Source organism: Streptomyces sp. NPDC031474, from assembly GCF_055581185.1.
This window is the reverse complement of sequence record NZ_JBVIJX010000014.1, coordinates 304260-321851: the sequence shown is the minus strand read 5'-3', so window position 1 is coordinate 321851 and position 17592 is coordinate 304260. Positions and strand designations below refer to the sequence as shown.

General features: G+C 69.3%; 9 protein-coding genes. 4 read left to right on the top strand and 5 right to left on the bottom strand.

Annotated elements, in window-relative coordinates; translation table 11 throughout:
• Positions 1-5360, bottom strand: a 5360-nt coding sequence (locus ACZ5SK_RS30045; RefSeq protein ID WP_468576722.1) for an RHS repeat domain-containing protein, incomplete at its 3' end; no start/stop codon positions are given.
• 579 nt (positions 5361-5939) lie between these two features.
• Here ACZ5SK_RS30045 and ACZ5SK_RS30040 point away from each other — a divergent pair.
• The gene (locus ACZ5SK_RS30040; protein WP_468576721.1) at positions 5940-10241 is read left to right on the top strand and encodes an FG-GAP-like repeat-containing protein; all 4302 of its coding nucleotides are present in this window, start codon (positions 5940-5942) and stop codon (positions 10239-10241) included.
• 65 nt (positions 10242-10306) lie between these two features.
• Positions 10307-11473, top strand: a complete 1167-nt coding sequence (locus ACZ5SK_RS30035) for an acyltransferase family protein (RefSeq protein WP_468155631.1) — start codon at positions 10307-10309, stop codon at positions 11471-11473.
• A gap of 336 nt (positions 11474-11809) precedes the next feature.
• Here the strand turns inward: ACZ5SK_RS30035 and ACZ5SK_RS30030 are convergent, their stop codons facing one another.
• Positions 11810-13927, bottom strand: coding sequence for a bifunctional glycosyltransferase 87/phosphatase PAP2 family protein (locus ACZ5SK_RS30030; RefSeq protein WP_457494218.1), 2118 nt, complete (start codon positions 13925-13927; stop codon positions 11810-11812).
• A gap of 461 nt (positions 13928-14388) precedes the next feature.
• On the opposite strand from ACZ5SK_RS30030, the gene ACZ5SK_RS30025 reads away from it, so the two are divergent.
• Positions 14389-15060, top strand: coding sequence for an O-methyltransferase (locus ACZ5SK_RS30025; RefSeq protein WP_361703192.1), 672 nt, complete (start codon positions 14389-14391; stop codon positions 15058-15060).
• Between the two features lie 56 nt (positions 15061-15116).
• On the opposite strand, the gene ACZ5SK_RS30020 is transcribed toward ACZ5SK_RS30025, so the two are convergent.
• Positions 15117-15509, bottom strand: a complete 393-nt coding sequence (locus tag ACZ5SK_RS30020) for a hypothetical protein (protein WP_361703195.1) — start codon at positions 15507-15509, stop codon at positions 15117-15119.
• A 117-nt stretch (positions 15510-15626) separates the two neighbouring features.
• Between ACZ5SK_RS30020 and ACZ5SK_RS30015 the strand changes: the two genes are divergently transcribed.
• Positions 15627-16067 carry a DnaJ family domain-containing protein gene (locus ACZ5SK_RS30015; RefSeq protein ID WP_361703198.1) on the top strand — a complete coding sequence of 147 codons (441 nt, stop codon included), beginning with the start codon at positions 15627-15629 and terminating at the stop codon, positions 16065-16067.
• Here the strand turns inward: ACZ5SK_RS30015 and ACZ5SK_RS30010 are convergent.
• Positions 16056-16544 (bottom strand): hypothetical protein, encoded by a 489-nt coding sequence (locus tag ACZ5SK_RS30010; protein ID WP_468155630.1) that lies wholly within the window; start codon positions 16542-16544, stop codon positions 16056-16058. The two genes, ACZ5SK_RS30015 and ACZ5SK_RS30010, sit on opposite strands and share 12 nt — an antisense overlap.
• Positions 16545-16736: 192 nt before the next feature.
• Entirely contained in the window at positions 16737-17453 is a 717-nt protein-coding gene (locus ACZ5SK_RS30005; RefSeq protein ID WP_468576720.1) for a hypothetical protein, read from the bottom strand.
• Positions 17454-17592: the final 139 nt, after the last annotated feature.

Here is a 17592-nt window from a genome sequence, read left to right as displayed (position 1 = left end):
TTGCCGGAGTAGCTGTAGCCGTTGACGGTTTGGGGGTCGTTCAGGTCGAGGATGGGGTCGACGCTGATGAAGCGGCCGATCGCGGGGTCGTATTCGCGGGCGCCGAGGTGGGTCAGGCCTGTGTCGGCGTCCTTCGTGCCGCCGATGAAGCCCTTGTCGCCGGCCCACGGGCCGACCTGGGCGCCGCGCGCGGTACCGAAGATGCCCGTCTTGCGGCGGGTGACGGCCTGGGCGGCGTCCGCGGTGACCTGGGTCGTGGTCGTGCCGTGGTGGTCGGCCAGCAGGAACGTCAGCTTGCCGCCGGTGCGCATCGCGACCGTCTGCGTGCCGGTGCTGTAGTAGCGGGTGCCGGTGGCCTTGCCGGCCTTGTCGACCTGGAGCTCGTTGCCGCCGGGGAGGTAAAGCGTCGTGCCCGTCGAGTCGGTGCGGGTCAGACGCTGACCGTCGACGTCGTAGGTGTAACTCGTGGTCTGGCCGTTTCCGGTCACGGACTTGAGGTGGCCCTCCTCGTCCCAGTCCAGGTCCTGGCCGACAGTCGTCGTGCTGCCCTGCTTGAAGGTGCGGGACTCGGTGTTGCCCGCCGTGTAGGTGTACGTCTCCGTGTGCGGGTCGGCGCCGGTCTGGGTGACGCCCGGCAGGTTGTGCGTGCCCGCGTCCGGCTCGGCATACGCGCGGACCGTGTCCGCAGCAGGCCCGCCGGCCGTCTTGTGCTGGGTCTCCGTCTTGCGGTTGCCGAGCGCGTCGTAGGCGTACGTCGTCCAGTACGGGTCCTGGCCGCCCACCACCGCGTCGGACGGTGCGGCGGCGCACGTGCTGCCGGTGTTCGTCCACGCCTCGGTGATCCGAGCGAGCCCGTCCAGGGCGAAGCACTGGGTGTCGCTCGTGCGGGCCGCGTCCTGGCCGTAGTTGGTCGCGATCTGGGTGATGTTCCCGGCCGGGTCGTACGTGTAGTGGGAGTCCTCGATCCGCTGGGGGGCCTTGTCCCGGTCGGTGTAGGCGTCGGTCAGCTTGCCGGTGTGGTCGTCGTAGACGCTCGTGGTCCTCATGTGCTGAGCGAAGTCACCGTACTCAAAGACCGTGTTGCGGCCGTAGTGGTCGTACCTGGTGTCCGAGATCAGCGGGTCGCTCTCGGCGTTCATGGTCCACAGCAGGCCGCCGCCGTCGTAGTTGGAGGTGACGACTTCGGCAGGCAGACCGCCGAGCGCCGGCTGTTCTGCGTCGGTGAGCAGACCGGTGTGCTCCTCATAGATGTAGGACCACTCGTAACTGCCGGCGGGCACGCCGAGGCCGGCCGGGATGGTCACCTTGGTTCCGGTCGGCTGGTTGTAGGCGTTGTAGCCGGTGGTCTCGGTGACGTAGGCCTTGCCGTCGATGTAGCGGGTGGCCGTGGCGGGCTGTCCCTTGGCGACGGTGTCGTAGGTCCAGGCCGAGAGCGTGGCCGCGTCCTTCTTCACCGCGGTCCGGCGGCCCAGCGCGTCGTAGTCGGTGTGCAGAGTGATGCCGCGGGCGTCGGTGACGTCGGTGGCGCGGTCGCCCTGGTCGTACTTGGTGTGTGACGTGCCCGTGTCCGGGTCCGTGACGTCGGTCTTACGGCCGCGGACGTCGTATGCGTACGTCCACTTGGCGCCGGAGGCGTCTGTGATCTGGTCGAGGCGACCGAGCTTGTCGTAGCGGTAGCGCATGGACTGCGAAGCCGTGCGGTCGGCGTTCGTGTACTGCTTGACCTCCGCCGTGCGGCCCAGCGCGTCCACCACCGTGGTCGTCGCGACGCCGCCCCTGGGCGGGATCACCGTCGTGGTGTCGCCCGTGTAGCTGGTGACCGTGCGCTTGGTCTCGTCCCCGAACTTCTTGGCGATCACGGTCGTGGGCCGGCCCGCGCCGTCGAAGACGGTCTCGGTGGACGACGGGTACTTGGTGTCCTGGCCGGTCACCAGGACGGCCTCAGGCGCGCCCGTGGCGAAGAAAGTGCCCGAGGTACGCCAGGCCTCGCCGCGTGTGTTGTAGAACGTCTCCGTCACCAGGCGCCCGGCCAGGTCCGGGGAGACTGTCTGCGTCTGGCGGTCTCGCAGAAGGCCGTCGTAGAAGGCGTAGCCGGTCTGGTACCTCGAGTTGTGGTCGAGGTGTTTGGTGGTCACGACGGCCGGGCCGTCGGTGCGGATCTGGTAGGCGTAGGAGTAGTTGGGCGCGTTGGGGAACTGGGCTGCCGAGCGGGTCGGCAGCCATACCTTCGTGGTCCGGCCGAGACCGTCGTAGGCGGTGGACGTGACCAGGCCGTTGGCGTCGGTGGCATCGGTCGGCTGGCCGCGCAGCGGATCCAGCAGGGTCTTGGCGGTGTGGCCGCGCGGGTTCGTCACCGTCGTGGCGGTCGGGTTCTCTCCTGTTGCAGGGGTGTACGTCGTGGACGTGACCTGGCCGTACGCGTCCGCCGCTGCCAGCCCCCGGCCGTACTGGTCGTAGCAGAGCTGGTTCTTGGCCGTGCCGCAAGTACTGGGGACGGAACTGGTGGCCTCGTACGCCGTGCCGGCGCCGTTGATCCGCTCGGACTTGGTGACCAGGCCCTTTGTAGGGGCGACCCCGAAGGCAGCGCCGTCGTAGGAGGTGCGGACGTCGTCGATGACGTCCTCGGGGCGGTTGACCGTGGAGTTGCACAGAGCGGCGACGGTCTCGGCGCGGGAAACCGTGTTGAGGATCCAGGCCGTGGTGTTGCGCAGATATGTCGTGGTGGTGCACTTCTCGTCACCGACCGTGGTGGCGCTTCCGGTCTTGGCGGTGTCGCCGTGTTCGGAGACCTGGGTGACCATGCCGTAGGCGTCGAAGCCACGGGTGGTCTTCGTGGTGCGGGTGCCGCCGGTGACAGTGGTGCGGGTCTCTTCCGCTGCGGTGCCTGTGTGGTAGGCCTCCAAGGCCGGCAGGTCCGCCTCGCTTCGGCTTCTGGTGGCGACCACGGCCGAGCGCCACGGCGTGTAGGAGGTGGCCGAGACGAGCGCGCCCCCGTCGCCGTTGTACGTAGCGTTCTCGCGGACCGCGCCGGCGAACTGTTCCCGGTCGGTGACGGCGATGCCCGCCGAGTCCTTCACCTCGGCGCCGTCGATGCCCCGGAAGTAGCGGCTCTCGGTCAGGGTTCTGGCGTCCGCACCGGTCCCCTTGCGGGTCTGCACGCGCTCATAACCGCGGGAGACGGAGTAGGTGCGGTCCTTGGCCTTGGTGAACTCGTCGGTGCTCTTGGCCCACTTGGCGCCGCCGAGGTACGTGTACTCGGTGACGGTGTCGGGAGACTCGACGAGGTTGTCGTCCTCGATGACGCGCTTGACCGGATAGACGATGAACCAGTCCTTCTTGGCGTCCTCGCCCTCGAAAGGCCACTTGACCTGGTAGCAACGGGTGGTGTTGGTTCCGTCGGCCGCAGGCAGGGTGGTGGCGGTGCAGTCGGGGTCGAGGTAGTCGACCCCGATGGCGCCGCCGGTCTCGGTGCGGATCTTCGACATGCGCAGCCGGACGAACGGGGCCAGGCTGTCGTAGAGCTTGTCGACCCGGTTCGGCTTCTGCACGCCCTCGAACATGACCGCGGGCAGGGCTACCGCAGCCCCGGACTTACCCGTGTGCTGGATCGACTTCAGCCACATCGGGGTGGAGATGCCGTCACCGGAGGCCGGGAAGTTCTGGTCGAGAGTCCAGGTGTCGACGTCCTTGTAGGCGCCGCCGGTCAGGATCTTGGTGGTGATGGAGGTCAGGCGCTTCTGGGACCAGAACGTCGGGGAGTACTTGTCCTTGCACTCGGTGGAGCCGTCCTTGCAGTACTGGTCGTAGGGGACGTCCGGCCAGTTGGCGGCGTTGGCGTCGTCGAAGGTGCAGTTCGTCAGGCAGCGGGAGGTCACGCCGAACTGGACCTGGCCCGCCGCCTTGCCCGAGTAGACCTGGTCGTCGCGCAGGCCGTAGTCGATGCGCTCCAGCCAGCCACCGCGCACATACGGGGTGACGGTGGCCTTGCCGGTCGTCTCGGAGACGTTGCGGCCGTAGTTGTTGGACTCCTTGGACCAGTAGTAGGCCATCGCGTTGCCGCGCGGGTCGACGACGTAGTCCAGCTGCCAGCGCCAGGCCTGCTGGCACCAGGCGGAGGCGAAGGAGGCGTTGTAGCACGGCTCGCCGGAGTGGTTGCCGAAGACCGGCGCCGTCCAGGTCGAATTGGTCACCGGGTCGTCGGCGGCGGTGCCGTTGTCGCTCCAACCCGGGAGCTTGTTGCGGCCGAAGAAGTACTGGGTGCCGTCGGCCGTGGTGACCTTCCAGTACTCGCCCTTGCCGTCGACGCCGTCCGTGCCGTCGTCGCCGTTCGTGGCGCCGGTGAGCTTCTCGATCTTCTCACCGTCGTCCGCGACCGCGTGCCAGCCTTCGTCCTTGTCGTGGACGAGGTCGATGGTCTTGCCGCCCAGGGACATGACGGCGTTGTCGTTATACCAGCACTGGTCGCCGACCTTCGTGGTGTTGGTGGCGCCGGCCTTGTCCTTGTCGTCCTCGCAGGACTTGTAGCGGCGCTCGACGTAGCCGGGCTGCCAGTCCCAGCCGTCGCCGATCCAGGAGGGCTGGTTGTTGGACGCCGAGGTGCGGCCGTCGACGGCCTTGGAGTCGTAGCCCAGCGACACGTTGGGCTTCAGGCCGCCCGGTACGGCCGGCGTGTCGATCGGGTACGACCAGGAGAACCCGCCGGTCGAACCGCCCGCCGCCCAGGAGCCGGAGGCCTGTAGGGAGGTCGCCTTGTAGTCGCCGCTGGCGCCTGACGCCTGGGCGGTGGCCGCCAGCACCGTCGCCGCGGACAGGCCCGCCGACTTGAGGGCCGTAGACGGACTCGTGGACGTTCTCGAGGCCGCGGGCACGGGGGCGTTCGCGGTCAGGGTGCCGGTCTTGGTGTCGTTCGTCGTGGGCAGCGGCTTGCCGACGCGGCAGACAGGCTTGTCCGGGGTGGTCAGCGCGCAGGCAGGCAGTTGCACCAGGCGCAGGCGGGACGCCCAGTCGCCGCCGTAGGCGCCCTTGAAGGAGTTGTAGTCCACCTGCACCGAGGCGGTGCCCGCGACTGTGTTGCCATCCGCGCGGGCCAAGGAGAACAGCAGGCCCTCGACGCCGGCCCGGCGGGCGGTCTTCTGGTCGGTGAGCGTGACGGTCGCCTTGGTGGGTGTCGTGGCAGCAGTCCGCTGCTTGACGAGAGGAGCCGTCAGGGCGAAAGGAAGCGAACCGGCCTTTTTCGCACCGGACTTGGCGGTCACGGTGTTCAACTGCACCGTGGCCGAGCCAGGTTCGGGCCAGGTGACCTTCGGCGCCTTCCAGGGGCGCACGTCGTCAGGCCGATGGTCCGTACTGCCGACAGCCATCGGCTTCACTGCCACGGTAGGCGGCTGCTTCGGCTCGGGAACGCTGGCTCCCTTACCGGACGATGTCGCTGCCAAGCTGTTCGCAGGAAGCATTCCCAGTATGAGGGCAGCAGAAATAAGGCCACCCCATCTACGCGCGCCGTACCGGCTCACGCCCCACCCCTCGTGAAGGTAAACAAAGCCCCCAGAAGGTAACAGGAAGATCGGCCGCGAGAAATAGGTTTCCCGCCTTTATGCGCACCGAAACAACTAGAAATCACGACCCCTCGACGTCACATTTGAGCGAGTTGTGAGTTTTCTATGGATCAGTAAAGTCGCAGTTCAGGCCACTGCAGCGAGTTTTGGCCATGGTGGCGATTTGCCCACCTTCACATCGAATACGCACGTTCTCCATGTTTTCCTGTTGCTGCCGGACCATGCAGCCGTGTGAAATACCTGGACGCGCCGCCGATAGAGTTGCGCGAAATCAGGGCGCAGGGATTGGGGATTGAAGTCGTGTCCAGAGAACACGAGGGTGGGGCACTTTTCCGAAGGCGTAGATTCCGCTTGCCGGCCGGAATCCTGACCGCGGGTATTCTGGTGGCGATACTGCCTGCCAATTCGTCCGCAGCTGCACCGGAGCGGCCCTCCAAGGCGCTCACCGCAGCGTCCGACCCGGTCGCCGACGGCTCGATGACCGAGGAGGACAAAGCCCTCGCCGATGCGCAGGCCTCCGGTCAGCCGGTCGAAGTGGTCTCCGCCCGCACCGAGTCGAGTGACACGTGGGCCAAGCCGGACGGTTCGGTGTCGGTGCAGCAGTACGGCAGTGCCGTGCGGGTATGGCGGAACGGGGCGTGGGTCGGTACCGACCCCACTCTGATGTTCGCCTCCGACGGTTCCGTGGTGCCCAAGGCTGCTGCGGTCTCGGTCCGGTTCTCGGGCGGCGGTACCAGTCCCATGCTCACCGGGAACCGTGACGGCCGCACGCTGTCGCTGACCTGGCCCAAGACGTTGCCCAAGCCCACGCTGGCAGGGAACGTCGCCACCTACGCGGAGGTCCTGCCCGGCGTCGACCTCCAACTGAAGGCGGAGGTCGAGGGATTCTCCCAACTGCTGGTGGTCAAGAACGCCGAGGCTGCGAAGAACCCGGAGCTGACCCAACTCCAGTTCACCATCGGCACGGTGGGCCTCGGGGTGTCCAAGGACAGCGAGACCGGGGCACTGGAGGCGACCGACCCGGCGGGGCAGACCGTGTTCACCAGCCCCACCCCCATGATGTGGGACTCCAGCCGGCCCACCACCTCCCAGGCCAAGCAGCTGATCTCCGCCTTCACCACGTCCGCGTCCACCACACAGGCCGCCTTCGACCCCGGAGCCGGAGCCAAGGACGCGGCCATGGCCACGGCCGTGAGCGGCGACACACTGACGATCACCCCGGAGCAGGGGCTGCTGACCGGTGCCGGGACCACGTACCCCGTCTACATCGACCCCACCTGGTCCAGCAACGTCCGCACCCACTGGACGAGGGTCTATCAGGCCTACCCCAACACGTCGTTCTGGGATGCCAAGGAGGTGGTACGCGTCGGCTACGAGGCCGAGACCGGCGGCCGCGACCGCATATCGCGCTCCTTCTTCCAGATGGACACCAGCGCCACTCAAGGGGCGCAGGTCAAGTCCGCGACCTTCCGGATCCGCAACACCTGGTCCTGGTCCTGCCAGGCCCGCGAGGTCCAGTTGTTCGAGGTCGGCGGCATCTCCGACAAGACCACGTGGAAGAACCAGCCCGGCAAGACCGGCTCGGTGCCGCTGGACACCGTCAACGCCGCCAAGGGCTGGAGCAGTGACTGCCCGGCCGGCAACCTGGAGTTCAACGCCACCAGCGTCGTCCGCAAGGCGGCTGCCAACGACGCCGCCAACGTCATTTTGGGCATGTACGCCGCCGACGAGACCGACACCTTCGGCTGGAAGAAGTTCGACCCCAAGACCGCAGTCCTGGAGATCGTCTACAACAACCCGCCCGAGACCCCGACCGAACTGGGCACCTATCCGAGTACCAGTTGCACCGCGGGCGGCACCATCGGGAACACGTCGGTCAGCCTGCACGCGAAGGTCGACGACCCCGACCCCGGAAACCTGACGGCCGAGTTCCAGCTCTTCGCGGCCGGTTCAACCACCCCCGTCTACCAAAGCAGCGTCCCGGCGGTACGCGGACGCGTCCCCACAGTCGTGCTGCCCGCGGACAAGACCCCGAGCGGGACGTACACCTGGAAGGTCCGGGCCAAGGACTCGGACGGCGCGTTGTCGCCGTACAGCAAGACCTGCACGTTCACCGTCGACCGCGTCCGTCCCAGCAAGCCGCCCGTCATCACCTCCCAGGACAACACGTACCCCTCAGGAGACAAGGGCTGGCCGGAGCGGACCGGTCCGGCCCGTGCCACCGCGCGCTTCCAGCTCGCCCCCAACGGTGTGACGGACGTGAAGGCCTACTTCTGGTGGACGGACACCAAGCCTGATCTCGAGGACGTACCACCGGACGCCGCCTGGGCGCAGTTCACGGTTCCTTCCTACGGTCCGCACCTGGTGTACGCCTACAGCGTGGACTCGGCCGGCAACCGCTCCGACACCGCCGTCTATCTGTACTACGCCACGCGCGCCACGGACCGCGACGAGCCCGGTGACCTGAACGGAGACAAGTTCAAGGACATCTGGAGCACCGACGCGAACGGCACTCTCCTCACCCACGCCGGCCAGGAGGGCGGCCACTTCTACGCCGCCACCAACGCGGGCGGCACCTTCCCCGGACGACAGGTCGGTCTCTCCGGCGACTGGGGCCGGGACGGCTACAACGATCTCGTCTCCCTCGAGTATGAGGAGAACGAACAGAGGAACAAGTTGCGCGTCTACGTCAACAACGGCCAGGGAAGTATCGACAGAGACCGACCGCAGACCCTGAAGGTGAGCTCAGGCAGCGACGATCACTGGTACGACGCCGAGCAGGTCACCACTGGCGGCGATCTCAACGGCGACGGCTTCCCCGACGTTCTGGTCAGGCAGGGCGGAAACCTCTGGGTCTACTACGGCAACCGCACGGACCGCCTCGACCGGGTAGAGCTCCACCCGCCCCTCGCCGGCGGAGCCGACTGGAGCAAGTTCACCGTGGTCGCCCCCGGTGACCTGAACGCCGACGCCGTCCCCGACCTGATCCTCCGCGAGGACGCCACCGGCAAGGTCTTCCGCTCCTACGGAACAAAGAATCCGGACACCGGCAAGCTCAACCTCGCCACCTGGGGAGCCTCACTCACCCAGATCGCCACCGGCTTCAAGAAAGCCGACTACCCCACCCTCGGCACCTCCGGCGACCTGACCGGGGACGGTGTCCTCGACCTCTGGACCCGTAAGGCCGACAACACGATGACCGGCTGGCCCGGCAAGGCCACCAACGGTCAACTCACGAGCCTCGGCACCGCATTCAACATCGACGGCATCACCGGCGGCGCCCGTATCGCGGCCGGCACCCAGCTCGCCTCCGGGCAGTCCGTCACGTCCAACTCCGCCACGCTGACCATGAAGGGCGATGGCAACCTCACGGTCACGTCCAAGGCGGGGACCGTCGTCTGGTCGTCCAAGACCTCGGGAAACCCGAACGCCACCGCCCGCGTCGAGGCGGACGGCAACCTCGCCGTCTACAGCGCCGACGGTCAGAACCCGCTCTGGACCACGGGGCTGACCGCCATGAACACCCCCAATCTCACCGGCGAGGGCTACGTCCTGCTCCAGGACAAGGGCAACCTGGTCGTCTACAACGCCAAGAGCCAGGCACTGTGGTCCAACGGCTCCGCGGTGCGTCACGACTACAACGGCGACGGCCGCAGCGACCTGGCCTGGTGGAACGACTTCGACGCCGGCACCGACGCCACCTACAGCCTGCTGACCAACTCCGACGGCACCTTCAAGGAGCCGCTCAAGTCATACGCGGCAGCGGCCGGCGTGTACGAGGCCAAGTACATGAAGTTCGTGACCGGCGACTTCAACGGCGACGGGCGCGGCGACCTCGCGGCCCTGCACCCGCAGGGCGACACCAGCCTCAAGATGCTGACCTTCCTCGGGCAGGCCAACGGCGGCTTCGCCGCGCCGTTCTCCTCGTGGAAGGTCGGGCCCAACGTCATGCACGGCACCTACATGACCCCGGAGGCTGGCGACTTCAACGGCGACGGCCGGGACGACGTCGCGATCTGGTACGCCTACCCCGACGGCACCACCAAGCTGTTCACCCTCACCGCCGACGTCCGCGGCGGCTTCAACACCCCGTTCGAGTCCTGGTCGGCGCCCTCGGGCACCTGGCAGCGCAGCCGCTGCAAGTTCACCACCGGCGACTTCAACGCGGACGGCCGCGACGACATCGCCGTCTTCTACGGCCAGGGCGACGACACGATCCGTACGCACACGTTCCTCGCCAACGTCACGGGAGGCTTCGAGAAGCCGACATCCTGGTGGTACACGGCTTCCCTCGACTGGGACCAGGCCACCCCGCACGCGGGTGACTTCAGCGGCGACGGCCGCGACGACATCATGATCTGGTACGACTACGCCGACGGGAGCGACAAGGTCTCCACCATGTTCGCCGAGTCCATCAAGGGCGCGGACCAGTTCGGCTCGGCGAAGGTCACCCTGGACGGAAAGAAGAGCTGGGACATCAATGCCACCCAGCTCGCCACCGGCGACTTCAACGGCGACGGATACGACGATCTAGCCGCCCTGCGCAAGCAGGACTCCAGCGTCCAGACCTGGACCTGGACCTGGTCTGCCGCGGACTCGACCTTCAAGGGCGGCCTCGCCGGCTGGACCGCTCCCACCAGCACCTATCCCTACGAGCCCATGAAGCTCGTCACCCCCTACAACTGACGTCAACGCAGTAAAGCGGGGCGGGGCATGCGGGACCTCCGTGTGCCCCGTACGCTCTCCCCTCGATGACCTCCATACCCGCCCCCGCCCCCAGCCGTGACCGGCTGCCCTCGCTGACCGGGCTGCGTTTCTGGGCGGCGCTGCTTGTCGTGCTGTATCACCTGTCGCGGCAGGTGGGGACCGTGCCGGGGGTCAGTGACGCCGTCTGGTACGGGCGTAGCGGGGTCACGTTTTTCTTTGTGCTGTCCGGTGTCGTTCTCGCCTGGACCTATGACGGCGCCGGCGTCCCCGCCCGGGTGTTCCTGTGGCGGCGGTTCGCCCGTATCTGGCCGATGCTTGCCGTCAGCGTCGCGGGGTCCGTCGGTGTGTGGGCGGTCATGGATCGCGCCGTGTCCCTGAAGGCCGTCGTCGCGACGTTGCTGCTGGTGCATGCTTGGTTTCCGCAGCCGGTCATCTTCACCGGGGGCAATCCGGCTGCCTGGTCGCTCAGTGACGAGGCTTTCTTCTATCTGACCTTTCCTGTGCTGTTGGCGCTGCTCGCCGGGCGGCGGGCCAGGGTCTGGGGCTGGACGGCCGTCGCGGTCAGCTGTGCCGCTCTCGTGCTGTGGCCTGCCCTGTCCGGCCTGTCGGCCACTCACCGCACCTGGGCACTCGACTATCTGCCGCTGACCCGGTTCCTGCAGTTCGTGCTCGGGGTGGTCGCCGGGCTCGCGCTCAAGCGCGGGTGGCGGCCTCCGGTATCGCTGCCCATCGCCGTCGGGCTCGTCGTCGGCTGGCATCTCGTCCTGATTCCCTGGTCGAACCGGGTGCCGGACGCCCTCTGGTACAGCCCTTACTCCGCCTCGCAGTTGCTCTCCGCGCCCCTCTTCGCGGCCCTGATCTGCGCCGCCGCCCGCGCCGACCTGGACGGCAGGCGGACCGGGCTGGGCGGAGCCTGGATGATCAGGCTGGGCCACTGGTCGTTCGCCTGGTATCTCATCCATGAGGTGGTGATCCGCGCGGCCGTCTTCAAATGGGGCAAGCCCGGCCCCGGCAGTGGCAGCGGCGAGACGCTCTTGTTCTGGGCGGGGGTGCTGCTCGTCAGCCTCACCCTCGCGGCGCTGGCCTATCAGTGGGTGGAGCGTCCTGCGGAGCGGTGGCTGCGAGGCCGGGTGGGCCGGCCGCCGGCCGTTCACGCGGCCAGTAGCGCGCAACCGTCAGCACGACGGCCGCGATCAGGCTCCCCACGGTGATGAGCGCCAGACAGACCAGCGTGGGGTTGATCCAGAACGGCACGAGGTCGTACGACGCGTTGCACTTGTTGTGCAGGGGGAACACGCGCGACGGCTCGCGCCAGTGCTCGGTGCGGTAGGCGTCGTCGTAGACCTGGCCTTTCAGCAGCCGACAGGTCTCCTCCGGGTCCAGGCCGCCGGAGAACGCTCCCCAGAGCCAGACGAAGGGCATCACGGTGCAGGACAGCACGGAGAGCGGAAGCCAGAACAACGGCCGTCGCCGCCTGCGGTGCAGGACAGCCTTCCCGCTCATGACTTCCCGCTCATGATCCGGTCTCCCCCTTCGTTCCCGGCAGATCAGCCGCTCGGCGTGCGTTGCTTGCGCTCCACCGACTCGACCGACTTCGACGCATCCGCCGACTCCGACACGTCCGCCGACGCCGACGCATCCGCCGATTTGGTGCTCGCCGCCGCCGCCGTCGCCGTCGCGAACCGCGCTCTCGGGCCCATCAGCAGGTACGACAAGCCGAAGCCGCCGCCCACCACCGCCGCGCCGCCGACCGCGTCGAGGACCCAGTGGTTGCCGGTGGCCACGATCGCCGAGACCGTGAAGAAGGGGTGGAGCAGGCCCAGGGCCTTCATCCACCACTTCGGGGCGACGATCGCGATGACCAGGCCGCACCACAGGGACCAGCCGAAGTGCAGGGACGGCATCGCCGCGTACTGGTTGGTGAGGGCCGTCAGCGTGCCGTAGTCCGGCTTGGAGAAGTCCTGGACGCCGTGGACGGTGTCGATGACGCCCAGGTTGGGCATCAGGCGGGGCGGGGCCAGCGGGTAGAGCCAGAAGCCGACGAGGGCCAGCAGGGTCGCGAAGCCGAGCGACGAGCGGGCCCAGCGGTAGTCGACCGGGCGGCGCCAGTACAGGACGGCGAGGACCGACAGCGGCACCACGAAGTGGAAGGATTCGTAGTAGAAGTCGAAGAAGTCACGCAGCCAGCCGACCTTGACCACCGCGTGGTTGGCCCAGTGCTCGATGTCGATGTGCAGGAAGCGCTCGATGTCGAGGATCTGCCGGCCGTGGGCCTCCGCGCGGGCCCGTCCGCCGGAGTTCGTGCCGCCCGTCGCCGCCAGCCGGACCTGCTGGTACGCCGCGTACGTCACCCGCATGAGCAGGAGTTCCAGGAGCAGGTTCGGGCGGGTCAGGACGCGCTTCATGAACGGCAGCAGCGGGACGTGCTTCCAGCGCGTCGGGATGGGGGCCGCGTGCTCCGTGGGGATCGGGGTCCGGTAGTGCGGGGAGGTGCGCGGGAGGAAGGGGACGACCGTCGCGGCGGCGAGCGCGGCCAGCAGGACAGCGTTGTCGCGCAGGGGGTACAGGGTCGTCATGTTCGGCAGCAGCATCTTCGCCGGGAGGGTCATCACGAGGATGACCGCCACCGGCCAGACATAGCGGTCGGAGGCGCGCTTGCCGACCCTGCCGACCACCGCCAGCAGCACCCACAGGAGCTGGTGCTGCCAGGACGCCGGGGAGACGACGATCGCCGCGCAGCCGGTCAGGGCCACCGCCAGCAGCAGCTGGCCGTCGCGGGCGTAGCGGACGGCGCGGCGGATGCCGAGGACGGCCACGGCCGCGCCCAGCGACAGGAACAGGACGATCTCCAGCGGGCCGGCGACGCCGAGGCGCAGCAGCGCGCCGTGCAGGGACTGGTTGGCCAGCGCGTCGGCCTCGCCGCCGAGGCCGACGCCGGCCGTGTGGTGCACCCAGTAGGTGTACGAGTCGTGCGGCATCGCCGCCCAGGCGAGCGCCGTGACTGCGGCGAAGGCGGCGCCGGTGGCGGCCGCGGCGCGGCGGCGGCCGGTGAACCAGAGCAGGGCGGCGAAGAGCAGGACCGTGGGCTGGAGGGCCGCGGCCACGCCGATCAGGGCGCCGGCGGCCCGCCAGTCCCGGGCGACGAAGCAGCCGAGGAGGACGAGGAGGACGGGGAGAATGCTGGTCTGGCCGAGCCAGAGCGCGTTGCGCACCGGCAGCGACAGCATCAGCAGGCTGCTGGCGACCGGCGCGGCCAGCAGGGACGTGCGTCTGTTGACCGGCTGGGGCAGGGCGCGGGCGGCGACCAGACCGAGGGCGGCGACGAGCAGCAGGGTGCCGAAGGTCCAGCCCCAGCCGAGGGCCTGTTCGGCCGCCCTGGTCAGGGGCTTGAGGACGAGTCCGCCGAAGGGGGTGCCCGTGAAGCGTGTGGAGTCGTAGAGCGAACCGTTGACGTGCAGCACACCGTTGGGTCCGACCCAGGTCTCCAGGTCCGTCAGTCTTTCTCCGCGCGGGGTGCCGAGGACGACGGCCACCTGGCGTACGGCGAGGACCGCCGCCACCAGCCAGAGGCCGAGGCGGGCCGCGCGCAGCCGCGCTCTCGTCGTGTCGACCGTCGTCGACCCGAAGGCCTCCGCCGGCCGCCCGCTGTGCTCCGCATTCGCCACGACCGGTCGGCCTCCGCCCCGTTCGTCCCACACGTCTCGTGCGCGGGTTCCCAAGCGCACCTTACGAGGAGCCGAGACTCCCCCGGACAGAGACGCAGGCCACCCCTACTTCACCTGACGTCCGTTCTCCTTTTGTCCGGAAGACGATAGTGCTCCTGCGACGGGGCCGCCTCCGCGGGGTTGGCTCGATGGCTGGATCAGGACGGCAGGTGGGCGGCCGGTGGCAGCCCCGTCGCGCCCGCGTTGCGCAGCGGCTCTCGCCCCCGTGCGCCGAACGGCTGAATTCCTCGGGCGGGGGGCCGTGGCACGCGGCGGGAGGGAAAACCGTGCGCGGCGGGTGGCGTTGACCTGTTCTAGTTAGCATTCCTAACGAGGTATGCCGACCATATGTCAGGCACACGATCAGGAACATGATCAGGCACACATCAGGCACACGATCAGGCACACGAGAGGCAGAGCGCATGAGCGAGTCGCAGGTCTGGGACGCCGTCGACGCCTACTTCACCGACCTACTCGCCCCGGACGACGAGGTGACGGCCGCCGCGCTGCGCGACAGCGGGGCCGCCGAGCTGCCGCCCATCAGCGTCACGGCGAACCAGGGCAAGCTGCTCCAGCTGTTCGCCGAGATGCAGGGCGCGCGGGCGATCCTGGAGATCGGCACGCTCGCCGGTTACAGCACGATCTGGCTGGCCCGTGCGCTCCCCGCCGACGGCCGTCTGATCTCGCTGGAGTACGACCCCCGGCACGCGGAGATCGCCACCCGCAACATCGCCCGCGCGGGCCTCGACAAGGTGGTCGAGGTGCGGGTCGGGCCGGCCCTGGAGTCGCTGCCGCTGCTGGCCGACGAGAACCCGCCCCCGTTCGACCTCGTCTTCATCGACGCCGACAAGGCCAACAACGCCCACTACCTTGAGTGGGCGCTGAAGCTCACGAGCGTGGGCAGTCTGATCGTCCTCGACAACGTCGTACGGGGTGGCCGGGTCATCGACGCGGACAGCGAGGCGGGGGACGTGCGCGGCACCCGCGCCGCGATCGAACTGATCGCTTCGCACCCCAGGCTCAGCGGCACGGCGATCCAGACGGTCGGGGCGAAGGGCTACGACGGTTTCGCGCTGGCGCGCGTCCTGGCGTAGCCGGGAAACGGGAACGGGGAGCCGGGACGGGGAGCCGGGACGGGAGCCCGGAACCGTCACGCCTCGTGGTAGAACCCCACGTTGACGCTGCGCGGCCCGGTGCGGTCGAGGACGATGATCTCGCCGGAGCCGCCGCGCGCCAACGGCACGGTCCCGCCGTACGCGAGCTGCTGCGCGTACTCGCCGATCATCAATCGCACCTCGGAGGACGGCTCGTCCTGCGAACCGCGCAGCCAGGTCACCTGCCAGGTGCCCTCGGGGCCGCACAGGAACTCCAGGTGCACACGGGAGACGAACAGCCAGTCGTCCGGGGTCGCGAGACGGCACACGGACTTGTCCCGGCCCACCCGCAGCACGGCGCCCGGATCGCTGGGCGAGTCGGCCATCAGCATGCCGGCCGTGGCGCCCTCTTCCGTGCCGGAGACGGTGGCCATGGTCAGTTCGAGCACGTGCGCTCCCCTTGAGATGTCTGTGACATGCCTGTCGGCGTCCTGGGTCCTCAGTGTGTATGTGCAGCCGCCGCATGATAAATCGCCCGGCCCCACCGCGTCCGGCACAATGGACGCATGACCGAGCGAAAGCCACCGGGTGTCCCGTTCGAGTCCTGGGTCGACAAGCAGATCCGTGACGCGGAGCGGCGCGGCGAGTTCGACCAACTCCCGGGCGCGGGAAAGCCGTTGCCGCCGGGCACGGACACCACGTACGACGAACTCTGGTGGATCAAACGCAAGATGGCCCGCGAGGGCCTCTCCGTCCTGCCGCCGACGCTCGCCCTGCGCAAGGAGGCGGAGGACGCGCTCGCGGCGGCGTACGCGGCGCCCTCGGAACGCATCGTCCGGAAGATCATCACGGACGTCAACGTCAAGCTCCGCGACATGATGTTCAAGCCGCCGCCCGGCCCCCCGCTGGGCATGAAGCCGTACGACGTCGAAGCGGTCGTACGGGAGTGGCGGGAGCGCCGGGCGACGGCCGGGGAGTCCGGGACGTCCGGGAAGTCACAGGTGTAGCAGTCGCTCCGTCAGGGCGCGGTAGTCCCGCAGGGCCAGGCGGAGTTGCTCGGTGTCGACGGTCGGCGCGGCCGTGGCCGCCGCCCGGTCCTTGCCGCCGTCACCCTTGCCCTTCGCCGGCTCCTGCCAGGACCCGCGCAGGGTACGGCGGCGCCGGTCCACGGCGTCGGTGAGGCGGGCGGCGAGTTCTTCCAGCACCTGGTCCGCCTCCTCCACGGCGTCCCGGGGTCCGTCGACGAACCCGACGACCGCGTGCCGCATCCGAGCGGCGATCCGGTCGTACTCGTCCTCCGGGAGGAGATGCGTTCCCTGACCGCCGGCGGGAGGCGCGGTTGCGGTGGCGGCAGGGGTGGCCGCGGCTGTCCCGGAAGCGGCAGGAGCCCTGGAACCGGCTGTCGTGCGCCCGCGGGGCTCGCCTTCGGCCGGCTCGTCCGGCAGGGCGACCTCGCCGGACGGCACGGCCCCACCCGGTTCCATCGGCGCCACGGTCCCGGCCGGGGGTGGGGGCGGGGCAGCGGCCCGGGTCGGAGCCTGGGTCGGAGCCGGGGCGGGGGCCCGCGTCGGGTCGTCCGGCCCGCGGCGGTTCCCCGAGCCCGTGCCTGGGCCCGTGCCGGTGCCGCGACCCGTGCCCGGGGCGGGTGTCACGTTCGGTGTCGTGTCCGGCATGGTTCAGCCCTCCTTCGCCTGGTGGCGGTGGAAGCCCCACGGCAGGTGGTGGCCGGAGCGGGAGCGGTCCTGTCGTGCGGGCTGCTGCGCGCGGTGTCGGCCGGAGTCACCGCGGGCCGCGCCGACCAGGTCGTCGAAGAGCGCGCGGGCCTCGACCATGGCGGCCCGCATGTCCTCCGTGCCGGGCGCGCGACCGTCGTCCACACCATCTGCACCAGCCACCCCGGTCGCACCGCCCCTACCGCCCGCGCCGGTCATATGGACGCGTGCGACGCGGTGGACGCGTCGGTAGCCGTGGACGTGGCGGGCGTGGTGGACGGAGAGGGCGGCGAGCTGCTCGTCGTACTGGGCGCCGTCCGGGAAGCCCCGGGCGCCCGCCACCTCCGCGAGCAGGTGGTCCGCCTCGGCGACCGCCTCCCGGGGCGAGTCGACGAAGCGCTCCTGCGCGGCCGTCCAGCGGGCCGTGAACCGATCGCGTTCGGCGGGCTCCAACGGCCGCTCGTGCAGCCCGCCGTGCCGCTGCACGAGAGCCTCCAGTTCCCGCTCGGCGGCCTTGACGTCCCCGTCGTGCCGGGCCACCGCCCGGTCGTACTCGGGTCCGAAGCGGTGCTTGAGGCCCCGTCCGCCGTGCGAGCCGCGGGCCCGTACGGCCAGGACGGCCGCGACGGCGACGACGGCCGCCACGATCACGATCAGAGCGATGATCACTCCTGTGGACATGCCTTGCCTTCCGGTGTGTCGGCCCCACGGGCCGGTTCCCGTTTCGGGTTGCCCGGACGGCCCCTCCCAAACGGCGCGCGGCGCACGGCGCATCGCGCCGGTGGTCCTCGGAATTGATGCGAGCAGCGTGTCGATTCGG